Annotated in this window: 6 protein-coding genes; 3 read left to right on the forward strand and 3 right to left on the reverse strand. The window is 72.8% G+C overall.

The features are described 5' to 3' along the window. Positions 1-154 precede the first annotated feature (154 nt). Both WMF24_RS40465 and WMF24_RS40470 read left to right on the forward strand, forming a co-directional pair. On the forward strand, positions 155-4,264 hold the full coding sequence (locus WMF24_RS40465) for a hypothetical protein (RefSeq protein ID WP_437732809.1): 4,110 nt from the start codon (positions 155-157) through the stop codon (positions 4,262-4,264). Next, positions 4,261-5,415, forward strand: a complete 1,155-nt coding sequence (locus WMF24_RS40470) for a UDP-N-acetylmuramate dehydrogenase (protein WP_437738912.1) — start codon at positions 4,261-4,263, stop codon at positions 5,413-5,415. Before WMF24_RS40465 ends, WMF24_RS40470 begins: the two co-directional genes overlap by 4 nt. A 346-nt stretch (positions 5,416-5,761) precedes the next feature. Here the strand turns inward: WMF24_RS40470 and WMF24_RS40475 are convergent, their stop codons facing one another. The 3 genes from WMF24_RS40475 to WMF24_RS40485 form a co-directional block, all read right to left on the reverse strand. Then, positions 5,762-6,265 carry a hypothetical protein gene (locus tag WMF24_RS40475; protein WP_437732810.1) on the reverse strand — a complete coding sequence of 168 codons (504 nt, stop codon included), beginning with the start codon at positions 6,263-6,265 and terminating at the stop codon, positions 5,762-5,764. Positions 6,266-6,396: 131 nt separating this feature from the next. Continuing rightward, on the reverse strand, positions 6,397-6,696 hold the full coding sequence (locus tag WMF24_RS40480) for a DUF4288 domain-containing protein (protein WP_437732811.1): 300 nt from the start codon (positions 6,694-6,696) through the stop codon (positions 6,397-6,399). Continuing rightward, complete coding sequence (locus tag WMF24_RS40485; protein WP_437732812.1) at positions 6,693-15,818, reverse strand: SpvB/TcaC N-terminal domain-containing protein; 9,126 nt, start codon at positions 15,816-15,818, stop codon at positions 6,693-6,695. Before WMF24_RS40485 ends, WMF24_RS40480 begins: the two co-directional genes overlap by 4 nt. Positions 15,819-16,065: 247 nt before the next feature. Between WMF24_RS40485 and WMF24_RS40490 the strand changes: the two genes are divergently transcribed. After that, complete coding sequence (locus WMF24_RS40490) at positions 16,066-16,926, forward strand: hypothetical protein (RefSeq protein ID WP_437732813.1); 861 nt, start codon at positions 16,066-16,068, stop codon at positions 16,924-16,926. Positions 16,927-17,031: the final 105 nt, after the last annotated feature.

A 17,031-nucleotide genomic window follows, 5' to 3' on the forward strand; every position in this document is an offset into this window, starting at 1 on the left:
AGGCGATCCCCTGGCTGAGAGGAAAGGCGGCCCGCCGGCCCGCGGTCAGTCAGCCCGCCCTCGCCCGCGGAAGTTCGCGTTTGCGTCGGCAATCCCAGGCCCGTAAGGAACGGCGGACAGGCGACGCCGCGCGCGGCGCCGGGAGACGCCGACCGTGACCACCGAGCCCCGCAGCACAACGAACGCCGGCCAGCGCGCGGTCAGCCCTCGCAGCCCTCGCAGCGTCGGGCGCGCCCTCGCCGGCGGGCGCGCCGCCGGCCGCCGCGCGGCCCTGGCGCTCGCCGTGGCGCTCGCCGGCGCGGCGCCCGCGGCGTGCGCCCCCCGGGGCGCGGCGTCGCCGGTCGCCGCCGAGGCGCCGCTCCCCGCCGCGTTCGCCGCCGCGATGGACGCCGAGGTCGCGAGCTCCGCCGCGGCGGCGCCGTACCTCGACGCCCTCGAGCGCGCCGTCGACGCGCCCGGCGACGCGGGCGCGCTCGCGACCGTGATCGCCGCCACCGACGCGCTCGTCTTCGGCGTCGGCACCGCGGGCGGCCCGGACCCCGGCGCCTCGGCCATCGCCTTCCGCTCGCGCGAGGCGCTCCCCGAGGTCGCCCGCCGCCTCCAGCGCGCCTGGGCGTTCGCGGACGTCGCCGGCCGCGGCGCCCCGGAGATGCCGTTCGTGCGCGGCACGCTCGCGAGCGCGCTCCACCGCATCGCCCTCTTCGTCGGCGACGAGGCCGCCGCCGCGACGTGGAGCGCGCGCCGCGGCTGCGCGCACGAGGCCGCGCTCGTCGGCCCGCTCGACGCCACGCCGCTCCAGAGCCTCGACCGGCCCTCGCCCGTGAGCTCCGCGCCGGGCGCGCCGCTCGCGCGGTCCTACCCGGGGATCGCGCCGTTCGCGCCGAGCGTCTCGCCCATCGTGGTCCGCGCCGACGCGTGCGCGATCGACATCGACGCGGTGAGCGCCCTCCAGGGGACGCGCGCCGTCGTCGTCGACCTCCACAACCCGGTCGCCCAGCGGGTGAGCCTCGCGCTCTCCTCGGCGTCCGCGGCCGCGCTCGAGGTGGGCGGCGCGCCCGCGCTCCAGCGCGAGTACGCGGCCGGCGGCGGGCAGGTCACCCGCCTCGCGACCGTCGAGGCCCAGCCGGGGACGCTGCGCGTCGTCGTGCGCGTGGCGCAGAAGGGCGACGGCAGCTTCATCGAGCTCAGCGCGTGGGGCGAGAACGGCCTGCCGCTCCGCGCCCGCGCGCCGCGCCCCGGCGCCGCCGCGACGGCGACGGCATCGCGGCCCGCCGCGGTCCGCCTCGCGCCGGGCCCCGGCGGCGGCCCGGCGGCCGTCGAGGTCGCGGCCGCGGCGCTGCTCGCGCTGGGCGACGCGCGCGCGGCGGAGCACCTCCTCGACCCGGCCGGCGACGGCCGCTCCGGCGACGGCGCGGCGCGCGCGCAGGCCTCGCCCGCCGGCGCCCCCGCGTCGCCTGCAGCCGCCCCCGCGGCGCCCGCCGGCGCCCCCGCGGCGCCCGCCGGCGCCCCCGCGGCGCCCGCCGCCTTCCCGGCGCGCCAGCCGCGGCACGACCTGCTCTACGCGAGGGCCATCCGCCGCGTGGGCGACCTGCCCGAGGCCGAGGTCGTCGAGCGCACCCGCGCCGCCCTCGAGCGCGTGCTCGCCGCGTGGCCCGCGTCGTGGGAGGCGCGCCTCTACGAGGCGGAGCTCGCCGAGCGCCGCGGCGGCCAGGGCGAGGGCACCATGGACGCGCTCCGCGAGCTCGGGGTGAAGGTCGCGCCCCCCGGCCCCTCCGGCCCGAGGGCGCCCGCGGTCCCGGACGCCGACCGCATGGTCCTCGCCGAGCTCGCGGCGACCGCCCTCCGCGCCGGCGTCACCGACGTGGCCGAGGCCGCGTACGCGAGGCTCGCCGCGGCGGCGCCGGGATCGGCGCTGCTCGCCGCCGTCGACGACCGCATCCACGGCCGCGTCGGCGCCGACGCGGTGAAGGCCGCCTGCGAGGGCGGGCTCGACCGCTCGAGCACGGCCTGCCTCGGCGCGCTCCTCGACGCGAGCGACCGCGACGCCGTCCTCGCCGAGCTCGGCCGGCTCCGCCGGCTCCGCCGCGCGCCCGACGCCCTGCGCGAGGTGGAGCTGCGCGAGCGCGTCGCCCGCGGCGACCTGCGCGGCGCGCTCGCCGTGTACGACGCCATGCCGCCCGGCGACCGCGTGATGCTCGAGGCGCTCGGCCTCGCCGCCGGCCGCGGCAACGTCCGCGCGGCGCGCGGCCGCCTCGCCCGCGACCGCACGACGGCGCGCGACACCCCCGGCGGGATCGGCCCCATCACGCGCGCGCTCGGCCTCACGCCGGACCCGGCGCCGAGGCTCGAGGCCGAGGGGCGCAAGCTCGTGCTGGAGGACCAGGCCAAGGCGTTCCTCCCCGGCGCCGCGACCGCGGTGCTGCGCCACGTCGAGCGGTTCACGATCTCGCCCGACGGGCTCGTCCACTACGTGACGTACGACCTCCGCCGCGTGTCGGGCACCACCGACGTCGCCCAGGGCGCGGTCGCCTACGGCCCGCTCATCGAGGGCCGCGGCGCGGCGCGGCTCCTGCGCCGCCGCATCCACAAGCGCGACGGCCGCATCCTCGCGCCCGACGCGGCCGCGAACGCCGCGCAGGACCACAGCGACCTCTCGCAGCTCGAGCAGGGCGACTACGTCGAGCAGATCACCGAGGGCTACGCGCTCCCGGGTGACAGCGGCCAGCTCGTCATGGACACGTGGGACCTGCTCCCCGAGCGCACGAGCGTCCGCGAGGCGGAGATCGAGGTGCGCCGCCCGTCGTCGCTCCGGCTCGCGGTCTGGTCGCACCCGCTGCTCGGCGCCCCGGAGCAGCGCGCCGAGGGCGCCTCCACGGTCAGCGTCTGGCGCATCAAGGACCAGCCGCCGCGGCGCATGGAGGACGGCGTGCCCCGGGTGGAGATGGGCGTCGGCGTCAGCCTGGGGACGCAGACCTGGGGCCACGTGGCCGCCGCGATCGACGAGAACATCCGCGCGCTCTCGGACCGCGATCCCGCCATGACCCGCTGGGCGCGCGAGGCCGCGGGGCCCGAGCGGACGCCGTCGCCCGCGCTGCTCGAGCGCGTCGTCGCGGCCGCGGGCAAGGCGATCAAGGTGGCGGGCGGCGCCGAGCTCTCGGACATGGCGGCGTTCCTCGGCGGCGGCCCGCAGCGCACGACGGCGCGCGCGATGATCGAGCTCGGCCAGGGCAGCCGGTCGTGGGTCGTCTACCGCGCGCTGCGCGAGCTCGGCGTGCGCGCCGACCTCGCGATCGCCGAGACCGAGCCGTTCAGCTCGTCGGCGGACTTCCCGCCGCACGCCGGGCGCTTCCGCCACCCGCTCGTCATCGCGCGCCTGCCGGGCGGCGACGTGTGGATCGACGCCGACGTCGAGGGCCCGCCGCTGCCGCCCGGGCGCATCAGCCCCGAGCTGCGCGGCCGCGCCGCCATGCTGCCGGGCGGCGAGCTCGTCACGGTGGCGGGGACGAGCGGCGAGACCGGCGACGAGGTCGACCTGCGGCTCGCCGTCGACGCGCAGGGTAACGCCGCGGGAACATTCACGATTCTGCTGCACGGCAGGGCGGCGCAGGCGCTGTCCGAGGCATTCGAGACGGTGGTCGGCACGGCGCGGCGCGAGATGCTCCGCGGCGTTGTGCTCGGCTGGCTGCCGTGGGCCGACGTCGAGGACGTCGCTGTCTCGTCGACGGAGGGCTCGTGGGAGGTCGCGCTCCGCGCGGCGGTGACGATCCACGGCTTCGCGCGGCCGGAGGGCAAGGACGCCGCGGCGTGGACGCTGCCGGGGCTGGAGCCGGTGCACCTCGTGTTCCCGCGCGCGTTCACGGGCACGCTCGGGGCGACGTACGCCTCGCGCGGGGCCCGCAAGAGCGCGCTCGCGATAGAGACAGCGCTCCAGTACCACGTGCGCCGCCGGATCGAGCTGCCGGAGGGGTACGCGGTCGCGCGCGCGCCCGAGGGCGTGCGGGTCGAGCACGCGGGCCTCACGGCGTCGCGCAAGGGCAGCTACGGCGCGGTGATCGAGGAGGATTTCGCGCTGAGCCTGCCGACGGGGACGGTGGCGGCCGACGCGTACCGCGCGTTCGTCGAGCGGGTGCAGGTGGTGGACAGCGGCTTCATGGCGGGCATCCGGGTGGCGCGGCCCGCGGGGGCCGCGGGCGCCGCGGGGGCCACGGGCGCGGCGGGTCGCGGCGGCGCGGAGAGCCCGCAGAAGACGGAGAAGAAGCCCTGAGCCTCGAGATCCGCGAGTCGGTCCCGCTGGCCCCGCTCACGACGCTCGGCGTCGGCGGGCCGGCGCGCTTCTTCGCCGAGGCCGCGGACGAGGCCGCGGTGGTCGAGGCGTTCCGCTTCGCCGAGGCCCGCGGCGTGCCGCTGTTCGTGCTCGGCGGCGGCTCGAACCTCGTCGTCTCGGACCGCGGCGTCGACGCGCTCGTGCTGCGCGTGCGGGTCCGCGGCGTCGCGCTCGTCGGCGGAAGGGACGCCGTCGACGACGGCCGGGGGCCGCGCGCGCTCGTGCGCGCCGGAGCGGGCGAGGGCTGGGACGACGTCGTCGCGCGCGCGGTCGCCGAGGGCCTGGCGGGCGTCGAGTGCCTCTCGGGCATCCCGGGCGACGTCGGCGCGACCCCGATCCAGAACGTGGGCGCCTACGGCCAGGAGGTCGCGGAGACGATCGCCGAGGTCCGGGCGGTCGACCGCGCGACGGGGGCCACGGCCGTCATCGCCGGCGCGGACTGCGGCTTCGGGTACCGCGACAGCCAGTTCAAGCGCGCGTGGCGCGGGCGGTACGTCATCACGGCGGTCACCTTCGCGCTGCGCCCCGGCGGCGCGGCGACGGTGCGCTACCCCGAGCTCCAGCGGGCGCTCGCCGCGCCGGCCGGCGGGGCCGCGCCGCCGCTCGCCGAGGTGCGCCGCGCGGTGATCGCGCTCCGCCGCGGCAAGTCGATGGTGCTCGATCCCGCGGACGAGAACGGCCGGAGCGCGGGGTCGTTCTTCATGAACCCGACGCTCGAGGCCGGCGCCGCCGCCGGCGCGATCGCGCGCATCGAGGCGGCGGGCGTCCTCGCGCCGGGCGAGGCGATCCCGCAGTACCCGGCGGGCGGCGGCCGGGTGAAGCTGTCGGCCGCCTGGCTCATCGAGCGCGCCGGCTTCGCGAAGGGGACGCGCCACGGCGCCGCGGGCATCTCGACGCGCCACACGCTCGCGCTGGTGAACCGCGGCGGCGCCACGGCGACGGAGCTGCTCGATCTCGCGCGGCGCGTGCGGCGCGGCGTGCTCGACAGGTTCGGCGTGGCGCTGACGCCCGAGCCCGATCTTGTCGGGTTCGCGCCCGGCGAGATCGCGGATCTCGTCGGCGGCGCACACACGGCTGACCAGGGCGGCTGAGCGGCCGAGCGCGGCGAGGTGTGTTGACGCTCCCGGTAGATGATGGGCGGGGGCCGCTTTTCGCTCACCCAGGATGATGCCTCGCTCACGCGGGCGATGGCCATCGCCAGCCCATCCGGTGCCCGGAGCCCCCGCCGGAGGCTCCGTCCGCCCATCGCCCGCGCGACGCGGCCGCCGGGGCGCGCAGGGCGCGTCAAGGGCGGCGCAGCCGCCGAGCCCTGCGAGGGAACCCTTGACGCGTCCGAGCACCCCGGCACGCTCAGAGCGCGATGGGCCGACCATCACGCCCGTGACCGGCGCCCGCTCACCGTCGCGATGGCCATCAACCAGCCCGAGCGAGAGAGCATCAACCAGCTTGATTCTCAACATCCCGCTCCTGGTAGGTGCCCGACGCCCCGGTGAGCTGGTTCAGGTCGTCGTACGCGAACCGCTGCTCGGTCGTCGCGACCATCACCGCCCCGCCCAGCGACTCGTCGAACTGCGCCTGGTTGTACAGCGCGAGCACGTTGCCCACGAGGTCGTGGTCGTAACGCAGCCGCTGGAACGCCCTCGGCCCGCGGCCCATCCGCCGCATCTGCGCCGTCTGGTGATCCGCGTCCACGTCCGTCAGCCGCCGCGTCGACGGGTCGTACCGGTACGTCGTCTCCACCCCGTTGCCCGCCACGACGCGCACCCGCCGCCCGTGCTCGTCGTACCCGATGTGCTTCAGGTACTCCGTCATCCTCGGCTCGTCCGGGTGCTGCGGATTGACCTGCTGGTTCTCCCCGATCGCCGACACGAGCAGCCCGCCGCGGTCGTACCCGTAGCGCACGACCTCCTCGCCCGAGCCGGGGAAGTGCAGCTCCTGCATCCGACCCAGCGAATCGAACTCGTACTTCAGCCTCGCCTCGTACGGCCCACGGTGCGGCTCCCGCAGCCGCGGGAACTACGGGCTTGCTCGCAAGCAGCGAGCTGGCCAAAAGCGCGCTGTCCGAAGCAGACCTACCTGTCGAGCTGGCCCTTCTTGAACATTCTCGAGAAGACCTCGGTTCCACTCACAATTTCGGACTCACACAAATCTTGCAAATCAACAATCCCCTTGAATACCCATCGAACCATTCTGCCATCCGGATTAGAATACTCATGCTCCAGCTCGACCCCAAGCGAATTTGCCATCACTTTGGCCGCCTCAATATCGGCCGCCCATATTAACCGAATACTCTCCTCGCACAGCGGCTCTTCAGAAGACTGATCATCGACCTTCGACTCAAAGAGCATGCACACCGAATACCAACCACTCATTTGTTCTTCGTCTTCTCCAGAAGACGCTCCGATTGCTCAAGTATTTTCTTGGCGGTTTGAAGAGATCTCTTCTCCGCACCACTCGCCGTGCGCAGGGCATCCTTGATACCGTTCAGAGACTTGTCCAGGTGCTGGCCGGGAAATTCGCGTCTCAGGCTTCCTGGTAGAACCTCTCTTGCAGGCTTTGTAGGGTCGATCCTCGATGCGGCTCTGCTCGCGCCCTCGCCTTGCCTCTTCGACGGCTTCTGTGGCGGCTCCGCCTGGGCAGGCGCAGGGGGCTTCGGCGGCTCCTTCGCCCCACCCCCACCCGCTTCCGATGGCGGCGGTGTTCCAGGCGTCGCAGGCACCGATACGTCTGCCGGTACGTCGCAAGTAGGCCCGAGCGCGGACTCATCGGGATCGGCAGTGGCGATGGTGTAGACTGCATAGCCCACCGTTCCCACGGCGAACAGGCCGCCCACGACCAGCTCTCCGACAGGAGTCGGCTCGACCACGGCTGCCGCGGCGGGCGCAGAGAGCGCCGTCCCGACGACCGCCGCTCCCTTCACAAACGCCTCGGCGACCGCTTGCGTCGTCAGGCGCCCGTCCGGATCGATATAGACGACGGGGTTGTTCCACGCGTACGTGTAGAGACTCAGGTTGATCGGCCGGTACACCCCGCCGTTGAGCTTGCCGGCCATATACTCCGCCAGCACCGGATCCGGGCTCATCCACACCCCGAGCCGTGGCTCATAGCTCCGCGCCCCGTAGTGATAGAGCCCCGTCGACAGGTCCAGCTCCTTGCCGTTGAACAGGTACGGCTGCCGGTTCTGGAACCGTGAGTCCGACTCGTCGACCCACAGCTCCCCGCTCGGCAGGTACTCGACGTGCTGGCTCAGCTCCTGGTCCTGGTCGGTGACGTACTGCGTGCTCCCGAGGTGGTCGGGGTGGTAGTACGCCACCGGCGGCCTCTGGAACCAGTCCGCGTCGATCTTGCTCGCGATCCGCGTCTCGCCCGCGAAGATGTGCTTGGTCGCGATCACCCCGTTGCGCACGACGAGGTGCTGATCGACGTACGCCGTCTCCTCCTCGCCCGCCACACCGTGCCGGTGCACCCGTCGCTCCCCGGCGCCGTCGTACAGCGCCCGGGACACTTCCTGGTTGTTCTCGACCACCGACACGAGCCGGTTGTCCTCGTCCCAGCCCAGCGTGCGCTGCAGGTTCCCCCGGTACTTCCACTCCCTGTGGTTGCCGTTCGCGTCGTGGAACAGCTCCCGCAGCCGAGGCGCCGCCTCCGCGTGCACGTACTCGTCCACCTGATTGGCCGCATGCGGCCGCGGCCCCGTGTACCGGTACTCGTTGCGGTACGTCCGCTCCCGGATCACGTCCTGCTTCTCCCACACCGTCCGGTCGTCCCACTTCGGTACGTACCGGGCAACCTCCTGCCCCTTCCTCTTCACGTTCCCGAGCACGTCGTACGCGATCTCCAGCGCGTACCCCTGCCGCTCGTTCTCCCGCTCCTGGTAGGTGCCCGACGCCCCGGTGAGCTGGTTCAGGTCGTCGTACGCGAACCGCTGCTCGGTCGTCGCGACCATCACCGCCCCGCCCAGCGACTCGTCGAACCGCGCCTGGTTGTACAGCGCGAGCACGTTGCCCACGAGGTCGTAGTCGTAACGCAGCCGCTGGAACGCCCTCGGCCCGCGACCCATCCGCCGCATCTGCGCCGTCTGGTGATCGGCATCCACGTCCGTCAGCCGCCGCGTCGACGGGTCGTACCGGTACGTCGTCTCGACCCCGTTGCCCGCCACCACACGCACCCGCCGCCCGTGCTCGTCGTACCCGATGTGCCTCAGGTACTCCGTCATCCTCAGCTCGTCCGGGTGCTGCGGATTGACCTGCTGGTTCTCCCCGATCGCCGACACCAAGAGTCCGCCGATGTCGTACCCGTAGCGCACGACCTCCTCCCCGGAGCCGGGGAAGTGCAGCTCCTGCATCCGACCCAGCGAGTCGAACACGTACTTCAGCCTCGCCTGGTACGGCCCCCGGTGCGGCTCACGCAGCCGCGGGAACTCCGCCACAAGCTCGGCCACGTTGCCGAACCGGTCGTAGCGGTAGCTCCGCGTCCCCGCCACGCTCGTCTCCTCCTTCAGCCTCCCCGCGCGGTTGCCCTCCGCGTCGCCCGCCTCCTCGGCGTCGCCGTACGCATACACGACGTCCTGCGTCACCGGATAATCGATCTTCCTCAGCCGGTTGTAATCGTACTCGTACCGGATGAGCTGCCCGCGCAGCGCCAGCTCCGCCGTTTGCTTCGCGCGAAGATTGCCGGCCAGGTCGTAGCGCCACTCCGTGCGCCCCGCGTCGGGGCTCACCAGCTCCACCATGCGCCCGACCGTGTCGTACTTCGCCTCCGTCGCGTTGCTCCGCGCGTCCGTAACACGCACCAGCTCGCCCAGCGGGTTGTGCGCGTACCGCGTCACGATCTGCTGCTCGACCCCCTCGATCGTGTTCCACTCCTCCACCGCCGCGATCCGCCCGCCCACGTCCCGGTAGGTGTTGCGCGACTTGCCGTTCGCGTCGATCACCGTCTCCTGGAACAAGAGCTGCCCGTCGAACTGCACCACGTCGCGCTCGACCCACGTCTGCGCGTACCCGCCCGTCCGCGCGGCCTTCGGGTCCGGCACCTCGACCAGCCGCGTCCGCGACAGCACGTCGTGCTCGAACCGCGTGCTCCGCACGAGCTCCACCGCCGTGAACGTCGTGTCCGGCTCCGCGCTGAACACCGGCTGCCCCTGCTCCACCACCCGGCCGAGCGCGTCGAACACGACCGCCCCGCTCACGGTCATCCCTACCTCGGTGCCCGTGCCCGTGTCGCGCTCCAGGTCCTTCTTCGTCTGGATCACCCGCCCGAGCCCGTCGGCGAACGTCACCGTCACGATCGGATCGTCCGGGTGCTCCGCGTCCTTGTGGCTCGTCCTCGCCCACGCCGGCACCGCCGTCGTCTGATCGGGCTGGAGCGCATACTCGAACCCGACCGCCGGCTCGCCCTGTCCGTCGAGCTCGTCCTCGCTCCAGACCTTGCTCGGCGTGCAGTCGACCGGGAGCGCCTGTGCCTCGGTGAGGTCATGCGGCCCCCAGACCCCGGTCAGCCGGCCGAAGTCGTCGTACCCGTACGCGATCGTCTGTCCGTTGACATCGGTCTCCTGCGCCACCGCGCCGTACAGCACGTTGGGCACGCTGTTCGACCGGTATCCGAAGCTGTCGACAACGCACGTGCGGTAGCTGCGCGTCAGCGCATCGTAGCCGTAGGTCAGCGCGTAGCTGTTCGGGTCGGTGAAGGTCTTCAGGTTGCCCAGATCATCGTAATCGAAGTGCCAGGTCGCCTCGTCGCCGGCATACAGCGACCCATCCGGCCGCTTGCCCCCGGTGATGACGTTCGTGAGCGTCTCGAGCGCGCCCGTCGTGGGCCAGTACGTCGACGTGCGCTCGCGCAGCACGCGTCCTTCCGTGTCCGTCGTCCGGACGAGCCTCGGCTTCCTGATGTACGGCGCCTCGTCCTTCTCGACCTCGACGTGGTGGTGCACGTCGTCGGCCGTCGTCCCCTCCTCGCCGTAGAAGAACACGTCGGTGAGGTTGCCCTCGTCGTCATGAAGCCGCGTCTCTCGCGTGCTCTTGTGGGTCGCCTCCGGGTCGTCCGTGAGCCCCTCGTAGAACGCGCTCCGCCGCTCCGTCTCCCTCGGGAAGAACCACCCGTTCGCCGCGATGTGCGCCAGATCCGGCGGCAGGTGATCCACCTCCATCACCGTGTAGAGCATCCCCTCGCCGTCGCGCAGCGCCGAGCGCGCCAGGAAGCCTCGCCGGTAGAAGTCCTCGTTCTCGTACGCGACCTCCTCGACCGACATCGCGGTCACCCCGTCCTCGCCGAGCGCCGTCGTCGTGACGTGCCGGTAGCCGAGGTCCACGCGCTCGTCCCGGTGGTACACCCCGTCCGCGTACGTCTCGATGTGCGTCCGGTAGGTGTGCACCCCGTGCGCGCCGCTCACGCCCTCGACGCCGTCGCGCACGACCACATCGCTCAGCACCCACTGGCTCGACGGCATGTCCACCAGGGCCGTGCGATCGTCCGCCGCCGTGCGCGCGTCGTCCATCGGTAAGCCGCTGTCGCCCACCGGCCCGCCCGCCGGCACCTCCCTCGGCACCACCAGGTTGCCCTCGCGCCGGTAGTCGATCTCCACGCTCCCGCCCAGCGGCCGGTGCACCCGCCACAGGAGGTTCGCCTTGCCGATCGTGTTCCTCCGCGCCCGCACCGCGCTGTCGCCGTCCCACTTCAGCACGTGATCGGCCAGGCCGTCGCCGTCGATGTCCTCGAACCCGAGGTGCGACGCGCCGGTCCCCTCGGAGTAGTAGACCGACCCGCCGATGCAGACGAAGTAACAGACCTGGAGCGACACGCTGCCGTCGAGGCTCTCCGAGCGCCGGAAGCCCACCGCGTCGCCGCTCCCCATGAACGCGTACTCCGGCGGATCGATGTTCACGCCCCAGCCGCCGGCCGGCCATTCCTCCTCTGCCGCGAACCGGTCACCGAGGTTGAGCTGCACCCGGAAGGACGCCTCCCCCGGATCCTTCATCACCTTGTCCGGCAGCCCGTCGCCGTTCACGTCCGCGAAGTCCACGATCGTGCGCGCCGTCGTGCGCGTGTACCCGATCCCCGCGCCCACGCTCGCGCTCACCCCGCCGCTGGAGCCGCCCGCGCTCGGCCCGAACCCGACGCTCTGCGCGCCCGTGTCCTCCAGCCGCACCGCCTCCACGCCCGCCGCGTCCGTGAAGAAGCCCAGCACCTCGCCCAGCGCACCGTTCAGCTCGCCCGCGTTGAAGCTCGCCTTGTTGAACCCGTCCCGCTGCCACGGCACCGGCGCCGTGAACCGGTAGCCGAGGTTCAGCGCCACCGTCATCTGCCGGTTCTCGGGGTTCTGCGCCACCTGATCGACGAGCCCATCGCCGTTGATGTCGATGAGCTCCACGTGCGCCGCCGACAGCCCGTAGCTGGTCCCGGCGCTGAAGCTCGTGCGCAGGTATCCTTGCGAGCGCCCCCGGCTGTCGGTCTTGTTGAGCGTCTGCTCCTCCTCGTCTCCTGCGGTGAACGTGAGCGACGCAAGGTCGCCGCTCAGCCGCACCGTCCGGTGCTCCACCCGCCGCAGCGCGTCCGGCAGCGAGAACGACGTGCTCGCACCGAACCCGCTGCCCGTGTTGAGCACCGCGCCCTCGCGCGTCACGCTGTCCGGGTAGCGGTCGCCGTTCAGATCGATGAGCTCCAGATCCGTCGTCGTGCTGCCGAAGCTGTAGCCTCCGCCCACGGGGCCTGCGCCCGCCGTGAGCTCCGCGTTCCACGTCTCCGCGTAGCGCACGCTGCCCCCCTGGCGCTGCCCCGAGAGCCGCCCCACCACCGACGGCAGCACCCGATCGCCGCCCACGAACGCCTCCGACGCCGCCGCGCCCCAGACCGGCGCGCTCTCCTCCGGCGAGAGCGGCACCGCGAGCGTGAACCCGCGCCCGGGATCGCGCGTCGGAAACAGGATGTCCGCCTCGCTGAACTCGCGGTCTCCGTTCATGAAGCCGACCGACCAGCCGTGGAATCCGCCCGCGGTCGGATCCTGCGGCGCCCCGTCGACGAGCGCCCTGGCCGCAGGATCGGGCACGAGCAGGGTGGCCTGGACCGGCTCTCCATCGATGCTCGCGCCGTTCAGGACCGCGAGGCCCCCGGGCGCCTGCTCCGAGAAGAGCGTCACGTAGATCGGCTCGCCGGCCTGGACCTCCAGGTCGACGGAGACCGAATACGCGGTCCCGACGCTGCTCGGGGCCGAATACGACTGCTTGTACAGCAGCCGGTGTACGCCCTGGACCAGCAGCGTCAGCGGCTGGGAGAGCGTGCTGGTCCCCGGCACAACGAGCGTCCCCTCGAGCCGCGCCGTCCCCGTCTCCGGCGCGATCCACGGCGCCCGGCGCGCCCCCGGCCTCCACCGCTGCACCGGCATGGCCACGTACGGCTGCTGCTGGATCAGCGCCACCGGCAGCGCCGCGTCCTCGTCCGTGTCGCTGTCCAGCTTGCAGCCCGCGCGCCCGTTCGGCTGGATCGCGCACGCCACCGGCCCGCAGCGCCGCTCCCCCGTCCGTCGATCGGCGCGGCAGGTTGTCCGGTAGTCGACCGTCGGCGTCCACGCGATGCGCGCCGGGTCGTCGGGCACATCCGACCTCACCCGGAACCACAGCCTGTCGCCCTCCTTCACCTCGACAAGGCCGTTCGCGTCGCCGTGGATCCGCCCTGCGAGCGCCAGCGCCCCTGCGTCCGCGCTCACCACCTCCTCATCCATCACGCTCTGGAACGTGCCCTCGCTCTCCCGCGCGATCGACACCCGCAGCGTGTCGCTCGTCGACGCCTTCACCAGATCGCCCGTGATGCTCACGAGGCCATCCGACGACGCGACCCAGGGCACCTCGGGCTGCCCTCCGAGGCGGTGATCCTCGGCGTACGCGAACCGGTGGATGGGCCGGCCGTCCGGCCCCGCGTGCCCGAGCAGCTCCGCGCCGACCTCGTAGGTGATCGACGGGCTCCACGACAGCAGGTCGGCCGCCGTGTTCACCGGCCGCTCCGGGTCGATCTCGGGCGCCGCGCTCACCCGGAAGTAGAGGCGATCGCCCGCGAGCACGTGCACCGAGAGCGCCGCGCCCCCGCAATCGCCCGCGCCCACCGCGCACGGCCCGAGCTCGTCCGGACCGAACACGTGGCTGAACAATGGCGGCAGCTCCCCGTTGCGGACCAGCTCCACGCGAACCCCGTCGCCCCCCGCCTCCTGCTTCTGGAGCACACCCTCGATGCGCACGTCCCCCTCGAACGGCGCGATCCACCGGAGCATCGGGTCGGCCGGATGGAAGTCCGCGCGCGACGCCAGCGCGAACTCCGGGTTGCCCGAAGGCGCGCTGTCGTCGACGGTCCCCCAGTCCCTCACGCCCAGGAACCCGCCGCGCCGATCGTTGATCGCGACCTGGAGCTGCCCGAGCGCCCCGACCGACACGAGATCGGGGAACCCGTCGCCGTTGAGATCCGCGACGGCCCGCTCGTCCTCCGCCCGGCTGCGCGTGTACGCCGCCGACGCGCTGAGCACGTCGCCCACGTTGATGCCCGCGTGAACGCTCCACCCCGAGGTGTCGGTGACCCCGAGATCGTCGCTGTGAAGCCCGCCGAGGTGGAACGGATCGAGGTGATTCTCGTCGGGAAGGCGCAGCAGGTTGCGCAGCGCTTCCCCGCCGTCGCTGGCGAAGTCGGGCAATCCGTCGCCGTTCAGGTCGAGCAGGCTGGCGCGCGTCGTCTGGTCGCCGCTGTAACCGCCGCCGCCCACGCTGACGATGCCGAACAGCCCCACCGACACGCTGCCGCCGAAGGTCGAGTCCTCCGTGCGCGACAGGCCTCTCCGGGATGACGCCCGCCCCCACGTCACGGCGTCCGCCGCGAACGCCGCGGGCTGCCCAGAAGCGGTGCGCGGCGCGGTGAAGTACTCGAACGTGTGCCGATAGAGCTCCTGGCTCGTGAGCGTGCCGTCGGCGTTGCGGCTCCCCTTGCCGCGCACCGCGATCGCCTGGAGCAAGCTCTTGCCGAAGTCGCCCTGCGTATACTCGAGCTCGATGCTGCGGATGATGGTCTGGCCGAACCGCACGTCGACGCGCGCGAGCCGCTCGCTGCTCTGCTCCAGAAAGCCCGGCCTGCCGCTCAGCATCACGTCCGGGCGCCCGCCCTCCGAGATGAAATCCACGGCGTACGCCGCGCCCACGCCCTGCGACGTGTTGGCCGTGTACTCGATCCGCTCGGGGTGCACCTCGATGCGCGGCGCCGGCCCCTCCGAGTCGACCCGGCGCGCATGGTGGATGAACATCTGGTTGCCGAACGGATCGCGGACCTCTTCGAGGTACCAGCGGAACACGTTGCGCGGACGGTCCGGGTCCGGATCGTCCAGCCGCGCGCTCGCGCTGCGCCCGTAGACATACGTCGTCCCGTCCTTGTCCGTGACCTCCCAGTGGTAGGAGTCGGGTCCGGTCCCGTGGCGCAGGATCCGCGCGAAGCGCCCTTCCACCCGCTGCCGGTAGGCCTGCGGCTCGCTCGACGCGTCGCCGATCCGCACGAGCTCGCTCCCGTCGAGCGCGTACCGCTCCTCGCCGGTGGCATACGTCGGCACGCCGAAGCGCGTGTCGATCTCCACCCGCGACAGCCGCAGATCCCAGCCCACGCCGAGCCAGCCGTTGCGGTGCTCGCTGTCGTAACGGATGGCGAGCGCCGGCTGGAGGCCGTTGCGTCCCGGCGGGACCTCGATCGGGTGGCTGAGGTGCGCCGAGCCGCTCGAGCTCGCCTCCGGCGGCGCGATCAGCGTCACCCCGGCGAGCGGGCTGCCGAGCGCGAGCCCCTTGATGCTGTTCGGATCGAACGAGCGCGCCCCCGGCGCGTCCGGCATCGCCAGCGTCGCGTTGATGAAATCGGTGAAGTGATCGGTGAGGCTCGCCAGCTTCCCCTTTTCGGCCTCGCCTGCCCGCTCGACGCGCTGCCACGCGCCGAGCGCCTCGTCGAAATAGAAGCCGGTGATGTGCTGCGCCGTCATCCCCGGCGGAATGGCGTGCTCGTCATAAGGCAGCGTCAGGCGTACGGGCTTCTTGAACCTGAGCCCGTGCGGCCCGAAGCGGTAGGCTTTCCCTCCGGGCGTGACATTGACCATCGCGCGCCCCATCGGCCGCACGTCGCCTGGGTCGAGCGGGCGAATCGTGATCCGCACCGGCTCGTCCACCGCCCCCTCGGGGATCTCCAGCTCGGCCCCCGCGAACGCCACCACCCGGGCCTGGTCCGGGAGCACCATCTCGCCATGAGGCGCGCCCACGTCCTCGATGAGCGGCGCGTCGACACGAGGGCCCAGCGACAGGCCCCCTGCGCCGTCGCTCGGCAGCCGCAAAGGAACCGCGGAGAGCGCCACCCCGCCGCCCGGAGGCGACAGCGGCAAGAGCCGCGGCTCCGGAGGCCCGGCCAGCGCGAGGCCCTCGTGCCCCCGCCCGAGCAAGAGCACCACAGCACAACACAGCACGAGACGATAGAACGAGCCCGCGTGTCGCATTCGAGATCCCCGATGCAAGGTCTGTTGATGTGCGCCCACGTATCCACGGCAGGACGCATCGTGTCAATGCGCGACGAAGGAGAGCAATGAACTGGCGCTGCCATCTCGTTCGATCGCCGGAACGTTGCCGGAAGCTGCGCAGGGACATCGTCGCAGCAGTATTCGGACGTCTGGCCGCGCTGAGCGCTGTTGACAGCGTCTCCTCATCAGCGACCATCGCCCGTTACGCTCAACCAGGAGGGAGCCCATGCCCCTGAAACGCACCGTGAAGAACACGCCCAGACCCACGTCATCCAGGACCAGGCCATCCAGCAAGGCGCCAGCCCCGAGGACGAGACGCCCCGCCGCACAGGCCCACGATCCGACCGCCGATGACGCGCTCCTCGCGCTGGACCCGAGCTACGCGGCCGCCCCCGACATGCCCGTGGGCGTCGCGGAGCGGGAGCTCACCTCGCTCTCGCGCCTCGCCCGCGCGCACCAGGCGCGTCTATCGAGGATCGGTATCGGCTCCGACAAGGTCGATCTCCTCGCGCGCATCGCGCGGCGGCTCGGAGCGCTGGAGAAGGCGTGGCAGAAGGCGCGCGGCGCCGTGAAGCTCACGGCCGCGCAGCGCAAGCTCCGCGACGAGGCCGAGGCGCTCGACGCGAAGCTCGTGGCCGGCGGCCGGTGGAGCTGCCGCAACGACGCCGCCGCCCAGGCGGAGCTCTCGCGCATCGCCGACGGCTCCGGCCTCGCGGACACCATCCAGGACCTGCGCGATCTCGTCGACTTCTGGTCCGACCACGAGAGCGCGCTCGGCGTCACCGATATCACCCGAAAGGATCTCGAGCGCGCCGTCGCGCTCGCCGACGCGCTCGAGGAGGCCGCCGCCAACGAGGCCTCGGACGCGAGCGCCGCGCACGCCCTGGAGCTCCGCAACCGCTGCTTCTGGGCCGCCGACGAGCTCGCCAAGGAGGTCCGCGAGGGCGGCCGTTATGCCTTCCGCGATCAACCCAAGATCGCGGCCAGATTCGTGTCGCGCTACAGGGCGAGCGTGAAACGACGCTCCCGCCTCAAGGCTACAGCCACCGAGTCCGTCGCCGCCCCGGTGCTCGGCCCGGAAGCCTGACGTCTCCCGCGCCCGATCCTCCCGCGCCAGCGCCCGATCCTCCCGCGCCAGCGCCCGATCCTCCCGCGCCAGCGCCCGATCCTCCCGCGCCAGCGCCCGATCCTC

The sequence above is a fragment of the Sorangium sp. So ce1335 genome, assembly GCF_051521615.1.
Classification (GTDB): domain Bacteria; phylum Myxococcota_A; class Polyangia; order Polyangiales; family Polyangiaceae; genus Sorangium.

Bases quoted from the DNA above. Each gene is read 5' to 3' on its own strand.
- WMF24_RS40475 (WP_437732810.1), bottom strand. From the start codon at position 6,265: ATGCAGGAGCTGCACTTCCCCGGCTCGGGCGAGGAGGTCGTGCGCTAC.
- WMF24_RS40480 (WP_437732811.1), bottom strand. From the start codon at position 6,696: ATGAGTGGTTGGTATTCGGTGTGCATGCTCTTTGAGTCGAAGGTCGAT.
- WMF24_RS40485 (WP_437732812.1), bottom strand. From the start codon at position 15,818: ATGCGACACGCGGGCTCGTTCTATCGTCTCGTGCTGTGTTGTGCTGTG.
- WMF24_RS40490 (WP_437732813.1), top strand. From the start codon at position 16,066: ATGCCCCTGAAACGCACCGTGAAGAACACGCCCAGACCCACGTCATCC.